Genomic DNA, 17,577 nt, shown 5'->3' with positions numbered 1-17,577 from the left:
TCAATCAATCCCTCAAGATGCCCCCAGTCTCTCCTGAGCGTCTCCGCCGCTTCCGCCGCGTCCCAGCGCCTCACCAGCGCCGGTGAAGGGGGTTCTAAGGATAACAACATTGCACCGCAAGTGGAAAATCACATCCTGCGCGTTTTTTTTGCGATTTTCTTTTTATAGAAATAAAAACAGAGAGTTACACAAAGACCAACTAAGCCAATTCACCCCTACCCCACCCAAATAACAGCAGGAGTGATACCGCAAGCAGGTCGCGCACTCAGCCGTGACTCTATATATAGTGAGGAACTCTGTAGCCACCACAAGACTCACGCGAGTCACCCTTTGCCAAAAAGACGACTCAGACCGTGAATCAGCGAGTCGCAGGTCAGATTAAAGGCGTGGCCTGACAATACTTTGCCGAGAGTCTTGCGCATTTGCATTGAATACGGTCAGGTCGCCAATACGGATAAGCCTCAGCACCCTGCGCTATGAAATCGACACGCACTGATCCATTCCCACGTATTCATACAGTTGGCTTTGACGGCCTACTGATTTCCTTCGCCGATACTATGGCCGAGCCCTCGAACCGCGCGGCCCTCGCTTTTCGCGGCGTTGTCGATTCCAAGCAATGGGCTGGGGTAGTTGAAACATCGGCTTCGCTTGCGTCGACCTATATTCGATTTGACCCCACCCAGGTGACACATGCTGACATCACGGACCGCGTTGATGCCCTACTTGCCAAGCAAAACTGGTTTAACGCGCCGATGCCAACCGGTCGTACCTTCTGGCGTGTTCCTACTGTTTTCGGGGGCGAGCTTGCTCCGCAGTTGAATGAAGCAGCAGAGGCAGCAGGTTTGACCCCGGACGAGGCGGTTCGGCGCTTGAGTGAATCGCGTGTGCGTGTGCTGACGATCGGCTTTGCACCGGGGCAGCCGTATCTCGGGCCACTTGGCCCCGAATTCAACATACCGCGACTGAAAAGCCTGACACCGATGGTGCCAGAAGGCGCACTGGTTTTGGCAATCTCTCAATTCGTGTTGTTTTCAGGTCCGACTCCGACCGGGTGGCGCCATGTAGGGCAGACCGCATTTCGTTGCTTTCAACCCGAGCGCCCAAACAGCTTTGCGCTGAAGCCCGGCGATGAGATGCAGTTCTTTCCTGTCTCTCAAGACGACCTGGAGAATATTCGCGCGAACGACACTGATGGATCAGGCGGCGCGACGTATCAGGACATCGAGTCATGAGTCTTTCTGTTCTGCGCATAGGGCCAGCATGTACAGTTCAGGATCAGGGGCGCATCGGCTATTTGGATCAGGGTCTCTCACGTTCCGGAGCCGCAGACATACTGGCCCTGCACGAAGGGGCGGCCTTGCTGGGTCAAGCGCCGACATTGGCGGCTTTGGAAATGGCGGGCATGGGTGGCGAGTTTGGAGCGACCGAACCCACGCGGATTGCGTTGACCGGTGCGCCGATGCAGGCAAGCGTGGATGGCAGCCCCATCATATGGAATGCGTCGCACGAACTTGAAGCGGGACAGCGACTGACCATCGGGGCAGCGACACAAGGGAACTACGGGTATTTGCATATCGGCGGTGGAATTGACGGCGACATGTTCCTTGGCTCTCGTTCCGCCCACCTGACGGCCAAGATTGGACGAACTGTGCAGGTTGGCGACCGTTTATCCGCCGGTGCGTGTTCGGGCCAGGCCGGGTTGAAACTACAGCCCGACAACCGATTTTCGGGCGGCGTGCTTCGGGTCGTCGCCAGCTTTCAAACCCCTCTGTTCGACAATGATACCCTGGACCGGTTTGCCAATACGCAATTCCAACGTGGTGCCCGGGCGAACCGAATGGGGATGCAACTTGAAAGCGCCGGAGAGGGTTTTGCCGCCAAGGGGCAACTCAACATCCTGTCCGAGGTCATAACACCCGGCGACATCCAGATGACCGGCACCGGGAACCCATTCATCCTGCTGCCCGAGTGCCAGACCACCGGAGGGTATCCGCGCATCGCGACGGTCCTTCCGTGCGACCTGCCGCGTGCGGCGCAAACGCCCGCAGGCGGACATCTGAAGTTCCAGTTTGTCACGATGGATGAGGCCGTCGCCCTGCACACGGCCTTCCAAGGCGATTTGTCTCGCCTGCCTTCTCGGGTGGAACCCCTGATCCGCGACCCCCATGACATCCCTGACCTGTTATCCTACCAATTGGTCGGCGGAATGATCTCTGCCACTGACTAAGGAGTTTTGCCGATGCCCAGCGTTGATCTGAATGCAGATATGGGAGAGAGCTTTGGCCCTTGGAACATGGGTGATGATGAAAGCCTGCTCAAGATCATCACCTCGGCCAACATCGCCTGCGGCTTTCACGCCGGTGACCCGGACGTAATGGCACAGACGATGATACAGGCGGCAGAAAACAACGTCGGCATTGGGGCGCATCCGGGGTTTCCCGACCTTCAGGGGTTCGGGCGGCGCAATATGAAGATCTCACATGACAGCCTGTGCAATCTTGTCCGGTATCAGTTGGGCGCGGCCATCGGGGTTGCCAAGGCTGTTGGCACCAAGGTCCGGCACCTCAAACTGCACGGAGCACTGGCCAATATGTGTTCGGTTGACATCGACATGGCGCGGGCTTGCTATCAGGGTGCTCTGGACGTGGACCCGGACATTATCATTATGGTCTTGGCCGTGACCAAACAGGAAGACGCCGTGCGCGAGCTGAACTGCAAATGGGTCGGAGAGATATTTGCAGACCGCGCCTACAACGACGACGGAACTCTGGTCGACCGCAGCAAACCCGGCGCAGTCATACACGACCCCGAACTGGCCGGTCCGCGCATTGTGAATATGGTTCAGGAAGGGGCCATCATTACCGAATCCGGCAAACGGTTGGAAACGTCGATCGACACCATCTGTCTGCACGGTGACGGACCAACTGCCGTGCAGATTGCCCGCTCGGTTCGGGAAAACCTAATTGCGGGCGGCGTTGACGTGACAAAATTCATCCGTTGATCAGGTTGGCGTAACTCAGCCGCCCCAAATCCAGACTGTTGCCCGGTATCGTCTCAGCCCCTAGCATGTGCGTAACTGTATGATCTGAGTACCACAAATCCCGGCAACGACCTGCGCCAACCACACGGCGCAACGGCAAGGAGCGCGCTTAATGTCTTTTGATCTGATGTCTTACGAACCCCGCGGCGACAAGAAGAACTCGGATTTCTTCAACGAATATCTGCCGATGATTTACGAGCGCCGCTCAAATTCGGGTATCGTAGATCAGGTCGGGCCGATGCGGGCCATTGTTCTTCAGGTGGAACCGGACGCATTGTTCGACACACTGGTCGAGCTCTACGTGATGACCCCCTATCGGCACACCGCCAGCTATCTTGGACGAACGCACAAGTTTTCGGTTCTGCATTCCCATGCAGATTACCCCGCACTGATCGTGATGGCACCTCTCAGCCCGACATTCGAGGACTTCATTCCCCGCATCAACCGCATGTATCCGCTGGCCCGCAACACGCCCCAGACCCGGTATGTGGGCGAGGTATTCGCGGCATCCGACCTGAACTCGCTGACCAAGACGCTGGAAGATCAGAACATACGGTTTGAATATAGTGGCGATACCGAAAATCCGTTTTACACGCTGGATGGCTTCCGCTTTACGACGCCATCGGATTTTACCTGTAATCGGGTCGGTTATTCCACGTTGGATTTCAACGACACGGATAGTCTTGGTCTGGGGGACCGCGTCTTGCTCAGCGATGCTGAACAAACTCGCCTGGATCAGGCTGCGTCTTTCGGTTCCGACAGCAAGATCGCCCCACTCATGCTGGGGATCGACCACCTTGCCACACGTGTACTGGCCGGAGAGCGCGAGGATGCGATCCTCGAATTTCTCACGATGGTGCCCTATTATTTCTGGGGCGCGTACAACATCTTTGACATGAATTCGTCCACCAATGTGAACCGCAATCCGAATGCCGACGATGACAAGAAATCCCCCGCCAAGGTGTTCACGGCAAACAACACGCCCTCTTTCGTGAACTCCTTTGCCAAGTTGCCGATGCCGACTGAGGACTTCGTGCGCAACTTTGGTCGCCGCCTGCACCATATGGCGGTCGAGATACAGGACGGAGACCACGGTGCTGGCGAAAAGAACGTCGATTTCGTCGTGAACACCCTCAAGGACAAGGGTGTGCCGTTTCTGGCGCATGTGGTTGGCGAGTGCAAAGACGACCCAAACCTGAAACAGATCTTCTCAAAACACTCAAAGAACACGCTGCTGATCACCGAGTATATTGAGCGCTGCCATCACTATGACGGTTTCTTCACCAAGGACAACGTCGCCGCGTTAACCGCCGCCGCGGGTCAGGATGAGCAATACCAGCACGGCCACGTCTTCGACTAAAAAAAGGGCTGCGAATTTCTTCGCAGCCCATGTCCAGCCAGGAGAATACATGTCGGGTCTTATGACGGCCCGATCATGAAACACGTCACGTTCCGCGCCTGAAGCCTGCGGCAGGCCAGATCAGCCTGCTCGCGGGTCATGCCCTGAAACGTCGCATCAAAGCCGCGCGCGCTTTGGTTCACCTTGCGCAGCGTTCCTTCCAGAGTGGTCATTTCCGAAAGGGCTGTTTTCAAAAGCACCTTCTCGGCCTCATATCGCGTGGTATAGCGCCCTACATTCACGCCCCACAAATGCCCTCCCGAAGTGGACAGGCGCGTCACGACTTCCTGTTCGGGTTCGGGCGGTTCGGTCGGATTGGTCGACGCCAGGACAAGGTCTTCGGGGCGTGCTGCCGGCCGTGTCGTATCGTCGGTCGGTGTCTGAATATCCGCGGCGGCAATGGCTGCTGCAATCCCATTCTGAATGCGCGCGCCGTTCTTCGCAGCAGTCGCCGCGACCGTACCGACCACCTGGACGGCGGCACCCGGTCCTGGGCGCAACACCGGCCGCAAGCTGGTGGACGGTGCACCGACCAACCGCGCCACTTGCACGTTCAGGCCCGCATTTCCTGCGTATTCAGGGCGCGAAGGCTTGCGGATTGGTGCACGCGACGGAGCGCGGCGGAACCCCATATCCAGCAGCTCGGCCACTTTAGCGTTACGTGATGCGCCGGATTTACCGCCGAAAACCGTGGCGATGATCCGTTCGTCTTTGCGTTTGGCCGAAGCCACAAGGTTAAAGCCCGCAGCCCGCGTGTATCCGGTCTTGATACCATCTGCGCCACTGTAGGCGGCCAGCAACCGGCGGTTCGTGTTCGGAACGGTCTTGATCCCGGCATGCGTCGATTGACGCGAAAACAGGTTATAATACTGCGGATAGTCATACAGCAGATGCCGACCCAGCGTGGTCATGTCTCGTGCGGTCGAAAGGTGGCCTGACTCTGTCAGCCCGTGGGCGTTCTTGAACGTGGTGCGGCTCATGCCCATGGCTTTGGCGGTGCGGGTCATACGACGGGCGAATGCCGCCTCGGATCCGCTGATGGCAATGCCGATTGCCGTGGCCGCGTCATTGGCCGATTTCACGGCAGCAGCGCGGATCAGATACCGGAACGCGATTGTCTGGCCCGTGCGAAGCCCCAGTTTCGACGGAGGTTCAGACGAGGCTTTCTTGGTGATGCGAACCGGGGTGTCCAACTCAATCTCACCGTTCCGCACAGCCTCAAACGCGATATAGAGCGTCATCATCTTGGTCAGCGATGCGGGGTGAAGCCGAGTGTCGGCGTTGCGCGAATGAAGCACCTCACCGGTGCGCGCGTCAATCACCATGGCCGCATAGGGCGCGGCCAATGACTGGAGTGGCGCAAAAGATAGCAACCACACGAATGCTATGAGAATAAAGCCCATTCGGGCCGGAACTGTCCGCCGAACCTGCACGATCTTTGCCTCTGTCTACCTCACGCCGCCGGGTTTTCCCGGTCAGCAAATCAATTATTTTATTATGTACAGGCTAACACAGAGACCCCGCGAAATAAACCAAAAGCTGCCGTTTTCGCGGCTTTATCACCCATTTGGGCACGCACTACATCTAGTAGCACCCAACCCAACACCCACCAAATCGGCGCAATCCGCAAAACAGGACGCCGGTAAGACGTTGATTTTCAGGAACTGAGACCAATCAGCAACATCATCCAATCTCACGCACGAAGCCCGACAACTCTCCCAAATCACCCAATTCCTTAAAGCGCGGATTGTTCACCGGGGTCTCTGCTTTTTCGATTTCCCACACCAGTCCGTGGGGCACATATACGCCCCAGCATCCCGCCTGTAGCGGAGCCACCACATCTGATCGCATCGAATTGCCGACCATCATCGCGTGTTCTGGCCCTTCGCAATATCGGTCGAAAATCTCACGATAGGTTTCGCGCGTCTTTTCCGAGACGATCTCGACGCCGTCGAACAACTCGCCCAAGCCCGATTGTGCCAGCTTGCGTTCCTGATCAATCAGGTCGCCCTTGGTGATCAACACGACCTTATGTGTCGCCGCCACCCCCTCGATCGCCTCGCGTGCGTGGGGCAACAACTCAATCGAATGGGCCAGCATGTCCTGCCCTGCTTCAATCAACTGCCGAATGACCGAGGCCGGAACGCGGTCTTCGGTCACCTCGATGGCGGTTTCGATCATCGACAGGGTAAAACCCTTGATTCCGTATCCGTAGTGTCGAATGTTGCGCTTTTCAGCTTCCAGCAATCGTTCCAGCAGATGATCGCGCTCGGCGTGGTCAGCAAGCAATTCCGCAAAATAGCTCTGCGTGATCTGGAAGAACCGCTCATTGTGCCACAATGTGTCATCCGCATCGAAACCGATTGTGGTAAGCTTGTTTTCCATTGAAATTGCGTCCTGCCGGCTCTTTTCTCTGACCCCTTGGACGTTATATAACCGCTCAGATAAACCGAAGCCTGAATCGGACAGCCGCGCGATGCTTATTGACCAATGGATGATGTCTGACAATTCCGACGACGATTCTGACTCGTCGGTTCTGGTAGAGACACGCCCCAAGACCAAACGCCCGCCGCTGTACAAGGTTCTTCTTCTGAACGATGATTACACCCCCATGGAATTCGTCGTTCACGTGCTTGAGCGTTTCTTCGGCATGACGCACGCCGAAGCGTTCGAGATCATGCTGACCGTTCACAAAAAGGGCGTTGCCGTGGTTGGCGTGTTCAGCCACGAGATTGCGGAAACCAAGGTCGGACAGGTCATGGATTTCGCCCGCCGGCACCAGCACCCGCTGCAATGCACCATGGAACGCGAAGAGTGACGCCGCTGGCGGCGCTTACCGGATTTGCCCATGTCCCCTCGCCTTGATCTCGCCCTGCAAAGCGGCCTTGTGCTGTCTCAGCCTCTGACCGTGATTGGGCCAAGCCCTGTAACCGATCTTTCATTGCTGCCGCGCGAGACGCAGGTGGTGCAACCTTTCAAACCCTTTCATGACCATTTCGAGAACCAGGGGTTCCAGACCACCCCCGCCTCTCAAGATCCATGTCAGGACGCGATCGTGATTCTGCCCCGCGCCAAGGCACTGGCACGCAGCATGGTGCAGCAAGCCTGCCTGCGCGCCAAAGGCGTGATCGTGGTGGACGGTGCAAAAACAGACGGCGTTGACAGCCTGCTGAAGGAAATTCGCAAACGTGTAGCCGTGGAAGGGCCGATCTCGAAGGCGCATGGCAAGATTTTCTGGTTCCAGTCCGCTCCCGACTCGTTTGCGGACTGGGCTGCACCCGCTGCTCAGACAATCGACGGTTTTCGGACTGCGCCAGGCGTATTTTCTGCAGACGGGATCGACCCGGCCTCGGCGATGCTGGTAAACGCCCTGCCCGAAAAGATCGGCGCGCGCGTGGCCGATCTGGGTGCCGGATGGGGGTTTCTGTCCGCCCGGCTACTGCAAAAGACAGGTCTACGCAGCCTTCATCTGGTCGAGGCCGACCATATCGCCCTGACCTGCGCGCAGACCAATGTCGCAGACGACCGGGCTGCGTTCCACTGGGCGGATGCCGTGACATGGAACGCACCCGAGGCACTGGACATGGTCGTCATGAACCCGCCATTCCATACCTCGCGCAGCGCCGAGCCAGAGCTGGGGCAGGGTTTCATCCAATCCGCCGCGCGCAATCTGGCGAAGCACGGCGATCTATGGATGGTCGCAAACCGCCATCTGCCCTATGAGGCGACGTTGAGCGATAGTTTCGCGCGTGTCGAAGAAGTGTCTGGCGACAATCGTTTCAAGGTGTTCCACGCCTCTCGCCCTCGTCGGTGATCCCGGCTAACCTGCGCTGCAACTCAGGAGTTTACGAATGTCCTTTTCCATCGCTGGTAAAACAGCAATCGTCACCGGTAGCGCCAACGGCGTCGGATTGGCCATCGGTCGGCATTTCGCCGACGCTGGGGCCAATGTCATGTTCGCGGACATGGACGAAAAGCGGCTGACCGAAGAACTGGGTGAGCAGGCCGATGACAGCAACATTCGGTTCTTTGCCGGTGATCTGCGCGAAAAGCTTACGATCGCGAACTTGCTGTCGGCCACCATCGACGCTTTCGATCAGGTGGACATCCTTATCAATGGTGCGCGGCAAGTGATCCCATCCGACCCGCTGGACACCGATGACGACTCGGTGCGGAACCTGCTGAATCAGAACCTGATGCCCGCCTTGAGGCTCAGCCAGGTCGTTGCGCAGCGCATGATCAAACAGGCCGGTGACGACGACGGCCCGGCCGGGTCCATCATCAACCTGTCCTCGATTGCCGCCCGACGCACACACCCGGACCTGATGGCCTATTCGGTCTCGACTGCTGCTCTGGATCAGATGACCCGATCGCTGGCCGTCGCACTGGCCCCGAACCGCATCCGCGTAAATTCGATTGCCCTTGGGTCGGTCATGAGTGCCTCGCTGCAATCGACCCTGAAAGAGAACAGGGACTTTCGGGACGACATTGAAAAGCACACTCCGCTTTCCCGCATCGCGGCCCCGACCGAACTGACGGAAACTGCTCAGTTTCTGGCATCCGATGCCGCGGGCTTTATCACCGGACAAATCCTGACAATTGATGGCGGTCGCACACTGCTGGACCCTGTCGCAGCCCCAGCACACTAAGCCCATGTTCGAGACTGAAAAAACCACCGCTTCCAAATGGTTCCGCCAACTGCGTGACGAAATTGTTGCCGCGTTTGAAGCCCTGGAAGATAGCCATGACACTGGTCCGTTCTCGGATGCGCAACCGGGCCGTTTCGAGGTAAAGCAAACCAAACGACAGTCCGATGATGGCTCGGACGCGGGTGGTGGCCTGATGTCCGTCATGCGCGGAGGGCGTGTCTTCGAGAAAGTCGGCGTCAATGTCTCGACCGTGTACGGGACGCTTGGCGAACGTGCGCAACAGGCTATGGCCGCGCGAAAAGGGATCCCCGGCATGACGGAAGATCCCCGGTTCTGGGCTTCGGGTATTTCGCTGGTCGCGCATATGCAGAACCCGCATGTTCCCGCCGTTCATATGAACACCCGCATGTTCTGGACCCCGCACGCGTGGTGGTTCGGCGGCGGTTCGGACCTGAACCCCTGTATCGAATATGACGAGGACACCGACCATTTTCACGCCACGCAAAAGGCGCATCTGGACCCGCACGGACCGGGGCACTACCCGCGCCTAAAAGACTGGGCGGACGAATATTTCTATATCCCGCACCGCAAACGCGCCCGTGGCGTTGGCGGTATATTCATGGATGACTACTGTACTGGCGACTGGTCATCGGATTTCGCGCTCACACAGGACATCGGAAAAGCGTTCCTCCCGGCCTTCCTGCCGCTGGTCGAGAAACGCCGGGTTCAAGAGTTTGACGAAACCGATAAGAACACGCAGCTTGTGCACCGTGGCCTCTATGCAGAGTATAACCTTGTGTATGACCGCGGCACCAAATTCGGTCTGGAAACAGGCCACGACCCCGATGCCGTTCTCATGAGCCTGCCGCCACTGGCGAAATGGGTCTGATCAACGATCAGAACCCGAAATCCATGAAGTTGTCATAACAATACCCCTGCGCTGATCCAGCGGACATGTTTTCACCCACACGTTTGACGGTGACCGAGTAGCCCGGAGTGGTATCGACCCCTTCGGGCGGCGTCAGCGAGAATTGCACGGTCCTCGATTGCTTTTCATAGGCTCTGGTTATGTAAATCCGCTGGGATGCCTTGGTTCTAAGGCTGCGAATGGCGAAATCGCCGATACCGCACCAATAGGCAACCGGCGCTGAACTTCCGATCGCTGAAACTTCGTATATGCCGTTCTTCATCGGTGTGACCGTGGTTCTAAACGCCGGGTAGGCTCCGATGCCGAACCCGACCGCCTGCGCAAGACCGGGAAGGGCAATCAACAAGGCCAAGCAGGGTATCGTCCAGAACCGCATGATCAATATCCATGATTAAAAAACATCCGCGTCAAACCATAGCGGACAAACGAATTGAGTAAAGACAGCCGCCTTTCCCAGCCTGTTTCCCATCGGGTCGGTGAGCGCCTCAGTCGCCCCCAAGCCGTCCGCCAACGTCCTGCGGCGCAAGCGCGACGGTTTTGACAACCGCATAGCACGGCCGACCAGGTTCCAACTCCAATGCCTCAACCGAACGACGTGTGATACGTGCGAGAACGGCACCGGCAGGCGTTTTCACGGAAACGATCGCTCCCGGCCCCTCACCTGAACGGATTGTCTCAACGGTTCCTTCCAGAATATTCAAGGCCGAAAGCCCCACGGGACGCGTCCGCGACAGGATGACTTCCTGAGCGGGGATACGGATACGCAAAGTTTCCCCCACTTGGTGCGGGATATGGGGCAAATACAGGCTTGTGCCGCCCGCATTCAATTCCGTCAGGCCATCGGCGTGATGCCTGGAAACCTTGACCTGAAGTACCGCACCCACGGCCCGGACACCCGCAGGCGCGACTGACGGATCGGATAAGACCTCAGAAGCTGGGCCGTGGCGGACGGACTTGCCATCCTGCAAAGCCACGACCGACGTCGCCAGACGCGCGACTTCGGCAGCCGAATGCGTGACGTACAGAATAGGCACCGACACTTCGTCTCGGAGCGTCTCGAAGTAAGGAAGGATTTCAGACTTTCGCGCATCGTCCAACGCGGCCAGAGGTTCGTCGGCCAGTATCAGACGCGGGCTGGCCAGCAAAGCGCGACCAATCGCGACACGCTGCTTTTCGCCGCCTGACAGACCGGCGGGTCGACGGTCCAGCAGATGCCCGATGCCCAGCATTTCGACCACTCTGTCGGGATTTTCCCGGCGCGCGCCCCGAGGGGCGAACCAACGACCATAGGCAAGATTCTGGCGGACGTTGAGATGCGGAAACAGGCGTCCTTCCTGGAAAATATACCCCAGCCGTCGTTTATGTGGTGGCAACCACAGACCTTTTTCAGTGTCAAACAGTTCCCACCCGTCAACACTCACCCGTCCGGCCTTGGGACGCAGAAGACCCGCGACCGCATTCACGACAGTCGTCTTTCCCGATCCCGATCGCCCGAACAGAACAGTCACACCGGGCGGCGCATCAAAGCTGAGGTCCAGACCGATATCCGGCAAGTCATGCTGTAGGCGGACAGAGAGGCTCATGATCCGGCTACCCTTGCGGCGACCCGGCGCCCGATAAACTCGGACAACAATAACGCGCCCATCGCAATCACGATCGAGATGACAACCAGACGGGTCGCTGCGGGTTCGCCTCCCGGCACCTGCAGGAACGCGTAGACGGCCGAGGGCAAGGTCTGCGTTTGTCCAGGAATGTTAGACACAAAGGTAATGGTCGCTCCGAATTCACCCATTGCCTTGGCAAAGGCCAGGATCGCCCCTGCAACCACACCTGGCAGGATCATCGGTAACGTGACAGTGGCGAATACTAGCAAGCGGGGTGCACCCAGCGTGGCACCTGCCTGTTCCAGCTTGGGATCAACCGCTTCGATCGACAGGCGGATCGCGCGCACCATCAGCGGAAACGCCATAATTCCAGCCGCCAGCGCCGCGCCGGTCCAGCGAAAGGCCACAACGATCCCAAACTCAGCCAGCAGACGGCCAAGCGGCCCCTGAATTCCAAAGGTCATCAACAGAAGATACCCCGTGACAACCGGGGGCAAGATAAGCGGAAGGTGCACCAGCCCGTTCAAAATTTGCCGACCGGGAAACCGCCAGCGCGCCAGTGCATAGGCCACAAAAACACCGAAAGGAAGCGTCGCCAACGTCGCCCAGAACGACACCCGGAGCGACAGTTTAAGCGCCTCAAGTTCCTCTGGCCCCAACCACCCCATGCGTTATTCACCCGGCAGGGTGAAACCCTGCTCAAGGAAAACTGCCTGCGCAGCGTCCGATTGGAGGTGAGCAAGAAAAGCCTGCGCCTTGGATGACGCCGGCTCGACAACGGCAGCAGGGTAGATGATTGGTGGGTGCAGGTCGGGTGGGAATGTCGCGACAGTCTTGACCCGATCTTCAGCCAGTGCGTCCGACCTGTAGACGACGCCCAAAGGCACTGCACCCGCCGCAACCAATGCAAGCGCAGCCCGCACGTTGTCAGCCTGAGCAACACGATGTTCTACGCGGCTCCATTGCCCTAGATTCTGCAACGCCGCCTTTCCGTAAATTCCCGCAGGCACGGCGTCCACCAATGCCATAGCCAAATGCCCACCTTCCAATGCAGAACTTAGGTCTGTTTCCGGCCCCATCACCCCGATCTCGGCAACGTCCGGACCACCGATCAAAACAAGACCATTCCCGACAAGATTGACCCGCGATCCTGCGTCGATCAAACCCTGATCCTGCAGAACATCCATCCAGTCCGCATTGGCCGATATGAAAACCTCTGCCGGAGCGCCCTGCTGGATCTGGCGCGCAAGAACGGAAGACGCGGCGTACGAGACGGTGACATTCTGCCCTGTCTGACTCTCGAACGACGATGCAATCTCGTCCAGTGCTGTTTTGAGACTGGCAGCCGCAAACACCAAAACGCCCTCGGCCTCGGCCCGCAGCGGAGCCTGCAGCGAGATTGCCATGGCGAGAACCGCAATCAGTAAGCGGCGGGCACGTGACAGGATCATTTTCTTCCCGTCTGAAAAGTTTCAGTCCCTCCGGGAATATCTGAGGCGACGGGGCACACGCAAGCGCCTTTGCGGACCGCGACCACATATGAGACAGATAATGAACGAAAAAAGCGCAACAGGGCCATTTCCGTCAGTTGGGTCGTCGCGGATGTCGCAAACGATATTGATTGCACCCGGCACCAGATAGATGCTGCGCACAACGAAAAGAACAGGACGTCCACCATGCTGCACACTACACCCGGTCTGATAGACGCCATTCGTTCCCGCTTTGCCCATGTCGATGCCTGCCCCTTTCAGGGCCCTCGCATCTTTTTCGAGAACGCGGGCGGGGCACTCACATTGAACTCGGTTGTTGAAACCTCGGCCAAGTTTGCCGCAATCCCTGACAATCAGGGGCGGGATAACATAGCCAGCCATGCGCTTGTGGACATCATCAACACCGCCAAGGCGGATTTGTCAGTGTTCATGAACGCCTCGACAGGGCAGTTCTTTGTCGGCGAAAGCGGGACCGAACTGTTGTTCCGGATGATCCGCACCGCCTGTGTCAACGCGCCCAAGGGCAGCAAGGTGATCGGCAGTTCGATCGAACACCCCGCAAGCCGCAGTGCCGCACGACGCTGGGCCGAGATTGCCGGATTGGACTACGTCAACGTGCAGCACGATGACAAAACGGGTTTGGTCACAGCCGATGATTACCGCACGGCCATGACACCGGATGTCAGCGTTGCAACAATCGTCCACGCGTCGCCCGTTACAGGCATGGGCATGGACGTGGCGGCCATCGCGCAGGCCATACGCGACGTCTCGCCAGACTGTTTCATTGTCGTCGATGGCATTCAACATGCGGCGCATGGGCAGTTGGATATCGACAGCTATCACGTCGATGGCTATGCGATTTCACCTTACAAAGTGTTTTCGCGCCACGGCTACGGGATTGCCTGGATTTCAGACCGTCTGACGGCCCTGCCCCATGATCAGTTGATCGACGCCCCGTCTGAGGGGTGGGAGTTCGGTACCCGCGATACGGGGTCTTACGCAACGATGTCCGACGTTGTGGCCTATTTTGACTGGCTGGGGGAACAGGTCTCGGAGGAAATCGATCGACGCGCCCGGATTGAGGCTGCGGGCCGCGCCATTCACGCATATGAAACCCATCTGACCGATGCGATGATCAACGGCACCGGCAACCTGCCCGGCCTGCGCGATATGGATCACATCACAATTCTGGCCGGCGCTGATAACCCTGCACGCGAGGGGCTGGTCTCGATCGTTGTCCACGACACACCGTCTGCCCAAGTCGTGACACGGCTGAATCAGGAAGGTATCCGTACCCACATCAGAAAGGCCGATCACTATAGCGGCAATGTGCTGACGCCGCTGGGCCTGAGCGACTGCATCCGCATCTCGCTCTGCCACTACAACACCGAACAGGAAGTGGCGCAGCTGCTGACCGTTTTGAACGAGATGGCGGATTGATCCAAAATCAAGGAAAGAAATTATGCCAGACCCTCTTGCGCCCGCGCGCTGGCTTGGCTACATGCACCGTCACGGGTGATTAGCTCAGTTGGTAGAGCGCTTCGTTTACACCGAAGATGTCGGGAGTTCGAGTCTCTCATCACCCACCATTCTCTTCATTTTCAATGGTTTACTCAGGGTCTTGTAACGAGAACTTGGAGACCATTTGAGGATGAATGTAAGGGAATCGAAACCTCAAAACCGTGTTGGACTACCCGGAGGATTGTTCCTCAGAGGTAAAGGGTATGCTCTTAGGGTCGCTGTACCGACTGAGTACCAAGACATTGTTGGCAAACGAGAGATCGTCCGAGGCTTAGGAACTCAGGACCTAGCCGAAGCATTGAAGCGCCGTCCAAGAGTGCTTGAGGAAATCCTTGAAGCGATCACCGAAGGACAAACACCGTCTCAAGCAATTCGCCCGAACATTCCAAAACAGGGGAATACTGTGAGAGATACCGCCGACAGGTGGTTAGTTGAATCGGACGGGATAAATAACAGCACAAAGGTTAGATACCGCCAACACCTTAGGACATTTGAGGCGTACTCTGGGAACATACTGGTCACAGACATTAACCGCTCTCTGGCACTGGGCTTCATTGAGCACCTTAAGGCCACTCCCTCAAAGCGAACTGGGCAACCACTCTCGAGCCGCTCTCTTCAATCATGCCAATCTTGCTTAGCTTCCTATTGGCGTGTGCTGGACCACTGGGGGTTGGTTGATCCCGATATGCGGAATCCCTTTGGCTCTCTCCTGAGACGTGTAGCCGGTCAAAGAAAGAAGAAGGACCCACGGATTAAGAAACTGAGGCCTGTCACTAGAGGTGAAGCTCAAAAGCTGCTGCAGTACATCGCTGGCAATAATGGCCTCAAATATCAGTTCGAGATGTATGTCACAGTAAGACTGCTTTGGGTTACTGGATGCAGACTCAATGAAATCTGCTCGAGGTATTTGAAGGACATTGAGGACAGAGGAGACCACATCAAAATCAGCATCCCTCAAAGCAAGACAGAAGCCGGAATAAGGGATGTCATGATCGTTGGCGCTGAGGATTGTCAACTACTCCGGGAAGCTACCAAAATGGCAACGATAGTAGAACCAAGTTGTCCAGAGAATATCGGTAGATTGTTTCCTCGTATTGCATTGGGTGGCTACGATAGGCACCCCAGTCATTACCTCGGGAAAGCGCTTGAGAAAGCCCGAAAGAACCTTGATGGCGATAATTCCAATTGGGATATGCACTCGTTCAGAAGGACTGCTATTTCTTCACTAGTGAATGCTGGGGTCTCCCGAGAAGCAAGAAATCTCGTCGTGGGTCACTCCAACAAAGACGACATCGGGATAAGCGTTTATGCGAAGAGAGCGGAACTGCACGGGATCATAAGGAATACATTCGAGGTCCTACATAAAGAACTCGGAGGCAGTCTCGTAGGAGTAGTTCCTTTAGATTGATCCAAGGCAGGACGTATCTAACTGTACCGTTAAGAGATAGACATAGGGTAATGACCTTTAGAATGAAGAACAGTGGTCGTTCCCAGTGTTAGATATGAAAGACCGTTCTGCGGGCTTTTCGGACCGTGCAAAGATGCAGAATATGGTTGAATTGGCCGCTAGCGATACCTCGAATCCTTGCAGTTGTTGCTCTCGGAGAACTTCGTGATCGACCGTTCCTGTCCCCAAATCTTCTTCCCAGCTTTCTGTGGGTTCACCCTGAAGTGTTCATTCCGATCTTCAAAGTATCGGTCGATAGCCGATATTGCATCTTCCTTCGACGAGTAATTGCTGTTGTGTATCACGGCTCGCGACATTCCACTGAAGATCGCTTCAATGACGTTGAGAAACTGTGCTCCGGCTGGAAGTGGTGCGAGTTCTACAATCGGGCCGTCTGACTGAGAACGCTCCGAGTTCACTTCCTGAATCCTTTCGCAGAGCCTTTTGGAAACGTGCCAAGAAGCCGCATCCCACGACATGTAGAACCGGTCAAGGTGTTGGTACTTAGCCAGCAGAACGTCGAGCAACTTGATCATTTCGTCGGTGTTCTTCTTCTTTGAATAGAAATGGGTCACCTGATTTGTGGAGAGTTCAAGCGCTGCCGTCATTATCAGAACACCCTTGGACTTCTGGAACTGGGGGACTGTGTGCAACGCGCCCGGAGCTACGAGCTTCCGCCCTTCGCGTTGTTTGATAGCAAATGGCCCATACTCGTCGATTGAGAAGAAACCGTCTCGATCTCCAAGCCCGCCAAGAATCTCTTGAATTCTTGCAAGCTTCAGGCGGTAGTCAGGGTCATTACTGGTGAGCACCTTTCGCGCTTTCTTCCAGCGATAGCCAGCATCCTTGATTATGTGTTTGATGGCGTGCCGCCCGATCTTGAACCCCGATTGCTCGATTGCAACTTGCAGATCAACTAGCCTCCACGTTGTGCGGTTGAAACCATAATCGGACGGAGGAGAATGCAACACCTTGAAGACCTGCTCTTTAAGGTCCTCTCTGTCCCTGACTTTGCAGTATTCCGGTGCCCTTACATAGTCTAATAGACTGCCATTTTCTCTTAGCAAACGACACCATCGGTAATAGGATGACCTCGCCACACCTATACCACGAAGAGCACGGAGCTTTGGCACACTAGCAGACTCCACCATTTCAACCGCTTTCAGCTTCTCGGGTACCGTCATTCGTCCTGCAAACTGAGCTTGATCAGATCGAAACTTTTGGAATGAAATCGCAAGTTCAGTTATAATCTGGCTTTCTGCAGGAGAACCAGTAGCCGTTTTGCTCTTGCGGCGTTTCTTGCTTTTTCGCCTCTTCAGACCCAACTTTCCGTAGCGAATGAAGCGCTTCTTCCAATCGTAGAATAAGCTAGCGGATATTCCATTCTGACGACAAAGCTCTGCAATCGAAGTTGACCGAGCAAGTCCCGCAAGTACAACACCGGCTTTGAATTCTGCGGAATGCACGACTCTCTTTTTCTTAACGGTGTCCATGTCCAC

Annotated in this window: 17 protein-coding genes and 1 tRNA gene; 11 read left to right on the top strand and 7 right to left on the bottom strand. The window is 56.6% G+C overall.

All coding sequences use genetic code 11. From position 1 onward, the window contains the following. Nucleotides 1-476 precede the first annotated feature (476 nt). From ACR0B7_RS14240 to ACR0B7_RS14225, 4 genes are all read left to right on the top strand, one after another. On the top strand, nucleotides 477-1,232 hold the full coding sequence (locus tag ACR0B7_RS14240) for a 5-oxoprolinase subunit B family protein (RefSeq protein ID WP_170576829.1): 756 nt from the start codon (nucleotides 477-479) through the stop codon (nucleotides 1,230-1,232). Further along, nucleotides 1,229-2,227, top strand: coding sequence for a 5-oxoprolinase subunit C family protein (locus ACR0B7_RS14235; RefSeq protein ID WP_170576828.1), 999 nt, complete (start codon nucleotides 1,229-1,231; stop codon nucleotides 2,225-2,227). The genes ACR0B7_RS14240 and ACR0B7_RS14235 overlap by 4 nt, the downstream gene beginning before the upstream one ends. A gap of 12 nt (nucleotides 2,228-2,239) precedes the next feature. Beyond that, nucleotides 2,240-3,001: a LamB/YcsF family protein gene (locus ACR0B7_RS14230; RefSeq protein WP_480681771.1), complete on the top strand. Its 762-nt coding sequence runs from the start codon at nucleotides 2,240-2,242 to the stop codon at nucleotides 2,999-3,001. 151 nt (nucleotides 3,002-3,152) lie between these two features. Beyond that, nucleotides 3,153-4,400: a hypothetical protein gene (locus tag ACR0B7_RS14225; protein WP_480681769.1), complete on the top strand. Its 1,248-nt coding sequence runs from the start codon at nucleotides 3,153-3,155 to the stop codon at nucleotides 4,398-4,400. A 59-nt stretch (nucleotides 4,401-4,459) separates the two neighbouring features. Here the strand turns inward: ACR0B7_RS14225 and ACR0B7_RS14220 are convergent, their stop codons facing one another. Beyond that, nucleotides 4,460-5,842, bottom strand: a complete 1,383-nt coding sequence (locus tag ACR0B7_RS14220; RefSeq protein WP_170485278.1) for a D-alanyl-D-alanine carboxypeptidase family protein — start codon at nucleotides 5,840-5,842, stop codon at nucleotides 4,460-4,462. A 280-nt stretch (nucleotides 5,843-6,122) separates the two neighbouring features. After that, the gene (locus ACR0B7_RS14215; RefSeq protein WP_170484890.1) at nucleotides 6,123-6,824 is read right to left on the bottom strand and encodes an HAD family hydrolase; all 702 of its coding nucleotides are present in this window, start codon (nucleotides 6,822-6,824) and stop codon (nucleotides 6,123-6,125) included. A 91-nt stretch (nucleotides 6,825-6,915) separates the two neighbouring features. Here ACR0B7_RS14215 and clpS point away from each other — a divergent pair, with 91 nt between their 5' ends. From clpS to hemF, 4 genes are read left to right on the top strand one after another with little or no spacing between them, the layout of a single operon-like run. Continuing rightward, complete coding sequence (clpS, locus tag ACR0B7_RS14210; protein ID WP_170388989.1) at nucleotides 6,916-7,257, top strand: ATP-dependent Clp protease adapter ClpS; 342 nt, start codon at nucleotides 6,916-6,918, stop codon at nucleotides 7,255-7,257. Nucleotides 7,258-7,287: 30 nt separating this feature from the next. Next, nucleotides 7,288-8,253, top strand: coding sequence for a class I SAM-dependent methyltransferase (locus tag ACR0B7_RS14205; RefSeq protein WP_170484892.1), 966 nt, complete (start codon nucleotides 7,288-7,290; stop codon nucleotides 8,251-8,253). A 37-nt stretch (nucleotides 8,254-8,290) separates the two neighbouring features. After that, the gene (locus tag ACR0B7_RS14200) at nucleotides 8,291-9,088 is read left to right on the top strand and encodes an SDR family oxidoreductase (RefSeq protein WP_170484893.1); all 798 of its coding nucleotides are present in this window, start codon (nucleotides 8,291-8,293) and stop codon (nucleotides 9,086-9,088) included. Nucleotides 9,089-9,092: 4 nt separating this feature from the next. Then, nucleotides 9,093-9,977, top strand: coding sequence for an oxygen-dependent coproporphyrinogen oxidase (gene hemF, locus ACR0B7_RS14195; RefSeq protein ID WP_170484895.1), 885 nt, complete (start codon nucleotides 9,093-9,095; stop codon nucleotides 9,975-9,977). 7 nt (nucleotides 9,978-9,984) lie between these two features. Here hemF and ACR0B7_RS14190 read toward each other — a convergent pair whose 3' ends face one another. The 4 genes from ACR0B7_RS14190 to modA form a co-directional block, all read right to left on the bottom strand. Continuing rightward, nucleotides 9,985-10,392 (bottom strand): hypothetical protein, encoded by a 408-nt coding sequence (locus ACR0B7_RS14190; RefSeq protein ID WP_170388985.1) that lies wholly within the window; start codon nucleotides 10,390-10,392, stop codon nucleotides 9,985-9,987. Nucleotides 10,393-10,501: 109 nt separating this feature from the next. Next, nucleotides 10,502-11,599: a molybdenum ABC transporter ATP-binding protein gene (modC, locus tag ACR0B7_RS14185; protein ID WP_170484897.1), complete on the bottom strand. Its 1,098-nt coding sequence runs from the start codon at nucleotides 11,597-11,599 to the stop codon at nucleotides 10,502-10,504. Then, nucleotides 11,596-12,288: a molybdate ABC transporter permease subunit gene (modB, locus tag ACR0B7_RS14180; RefSeq protein ID WP_170484899.1), complete on the bottom strand. Its 693-nt coding sequence runs from the start codon at nucleotides 12,286-12,288 to the stop codon at nucleotides 11,596-11,598. The genes modC and modB overlap by 4 nt, the downstream gene beginning before the upstream one ends. A gap of 3 nt (nucleotides 12,289-12,291) precedes the next feature. Further along, on the bottom strand, nucleotides 12,292-13,071 hold the full coding sequence (modA, locus tag ACR0B7_RS14175; RefSeq protein ID WP_170484901.1) for a molybdate ABC transporter substrate-binding protein: 780 nt from the start codon (nucleotides 13,069-13,071) through the stop codon (nucleotides 12,292-12,294). A gap of 225 nt (nucleotides 13,072-13,296) precedes the next feature. Between modA and ACR0B7_RS14170 the strand changes: the two genes are divergently transcribed. The 3 genes from ACR0B7_RS14170 to ACR0B7_RS14160 all read left to right on the top strand — a co-directional run bounded on the left by ACR0B7_RS14170 (nucleotide 13,297) and on the right by ACR0B7_RS14160 (nucleotide 16,039). Further along, on the top strand, nucleotides 13,297-14,550 hold the full coding sequence (locus ACR0B7_RS14170) for an aminotransferase class V-fold PLP-dependent enzyme (RefSeq protein WP_170484903.1): 1,254 nt from the start codon (nucleotides 13,297-13,299) through the stop codon (nucleotides 14,548-14,550). Nucleotides 14,551-14,623: 73 nt separating this feature from the next. Beyond that, nucleotides 14,624-14,699, top strand: a tRNA-Val gene (locus ACR0B7_RS14165). A gap of 62 nt (nucleotides 14,700-14,761) precedes the next feature. Further along, nucleotides 14,762-16,039, top strand: coding sequence for a DUF6538 domain-containing protein (locus tag ACR0B7_RS14160; RefSeq protein ID WP_170794213.1), 1,278 nt, complete (start codon nucleotides 14,762-14,764; stop codon nucleotides 16,037-16,039). Between the two features lie 158 nt (nucleotides 16,040-16,197). Here ACR0B7_RS14160 and ACR0B7_RS14155 read toward each other — a convergent pair whose 3' ends face one another. Then, nucleotides 16,198-17,571 (bottom strand): IS630 family transposase, encoded by a 1,374-nt coding sequence (locus tag ACR0B7_RS14155; RefSeq protein WP_170576825.1) that lies wholly within the window; start codon nucleotides 17,569-17,571, stop codon nucleotides 16,198-16,200. Between the last annotated feature and the right edge of the window lie 6 nt (nucleotides 17,572-17,577).

The sequence above is a fragment of the Ruegeria sp. BB6 genome, from assembly GCF_056539385.1.
The sequence above is the reverse complement of the archived record's forward strand: the minus strand, read 5'-3'. Positions and strand labels throughout refer to the sequence as shown.

What these genes read in the sequence shown, in the direction of transcription:
- ACR0B7_RS14240 (WP_170576829.1), top strand. Translation starts at nt 477, where the DNA reads ATGAAATCGACACGCACTGATCCATTCCCACGTATTCATACAGTTGGC.
- ACR0B7_RS14235 (WP_170576828.1), top strand. Translation starts at nt 1,229, where the DNA reads ATGAGTCTTTCTGTTCTGCGCATAGGGCCAGCATGTACAGTTCAGGAT.
- ACR0B7_RS14230 (WP_480681771.1), top strand. Translation starts at nt 2,240, where the DNA reads ATGCCCAGCGTTGATCTGAATGCAGATATGGGAGAGAGCTTTGGCCCT.
- ACR0B7_RS14225 (WP_480681769.1), top strand. Translation starts at nt 3,153, where the DNA reads ATGTCTTTTGATCTGATGTCTTACGAACCCCGCGGCGACAAGAAGAAC.
- ACR0B7_RS14220 (WP_170485278.1), bottom strand. Translation starts at nt 5,842, where the DNA reads ATGGGCTTTATTCTCATAGCATTCGTGTGGTTGCTATCTTTTGCGCCA.
- ACR0B7_RS14215 (WP_170484890.1), bottom strand. Translation starts at nt 6,824, where the DNA reads ATGGAAAACAAGCTTACCACAATCGGTTTCGATGCGGATGACACATTG.
- clpS (WP_170388989.1), top strand. Translation starts at nt 6,916, where the DNA reads ATGCTTATTGACCAATGGATGATGTCTGACAATTCCGACGACGATTCT.
- ACR0B7_RS14205 (WP_170484892.1), top strand. Translation starts at nt 7,288, where the DNA reads ATGTCCCCTCGCCTTGATCTCGCCCTGCAAAGCGGCCTTGTGCTGTCT.
- ACR0B7_RS14200 (WP_170484893.1), top strand. Translation starts at nt 8,291, where the DNA reads ATGTCCTTTTCCATCGCTGGTAAAACAGCAATCGTCACCGGTAGCGCC.
- hemF (WP_170484895.1), top strand. Translation starts at nt 9,093, where the DNA reads ATGTTCGAGACTGAAAAAACCACCGCTTCCAAATGGTTCCGCCAACTG.
- ACR0B7_RS14190 (WP_170388985.1), bottom strand. Translation starts at nt 10,392, where the DNA reads ATGCGGTTCTGGACGATACCCTGCTTGGCCTTGTTGATTGCCCTTCCC.
- modC (WP_170484897.1), bottom strand. Translation starts at nt 11,599, where the DNA reads ATGAGCCTCTCTGTCCGCCTACAGCATGACTTGCCGGATATCGGTCTG.
- modB (WP_170484899.1), bottom strand. Translation starts at nt 12,288, where the DNA reads ATGGGGTGGTTGGGGCCAGAGGAACTTGAGGCGCTTAAACTGTCGCTC.
- modA (WP_170484901.1), bottom strand. Translation starts at nt 13,071, where the DNA reads ATGATCCTGTCACGTGCCCGCCGCTTACTGATTGCGGTTCTCGCCATG.
- ACR0B7_RS14170 (WP_170484903.1), top strand. Translation starts at nt 13,297, where the DNA reads ATGCTGCACACTACACCCGGTCTGATAGACGCCATTCGTTCCCGCTTT.
- ACR0B7_RS14160 (WP_170794213.1), top strand. Translation starts at nt 14,762, where the DNA reads ATGAATGTAAGGGAATCGAAACCTCAAAACCGTGTTGGACTACCCGGA.
- ACR0B7_RS14155 (WP_170576825.1), bottom strand. Translation starts at nt 17,571, where the DNA reads ATGGACACCGTTAAGAAAAAGAGAGTCGTGCATTCCGCAGAATTCAAA.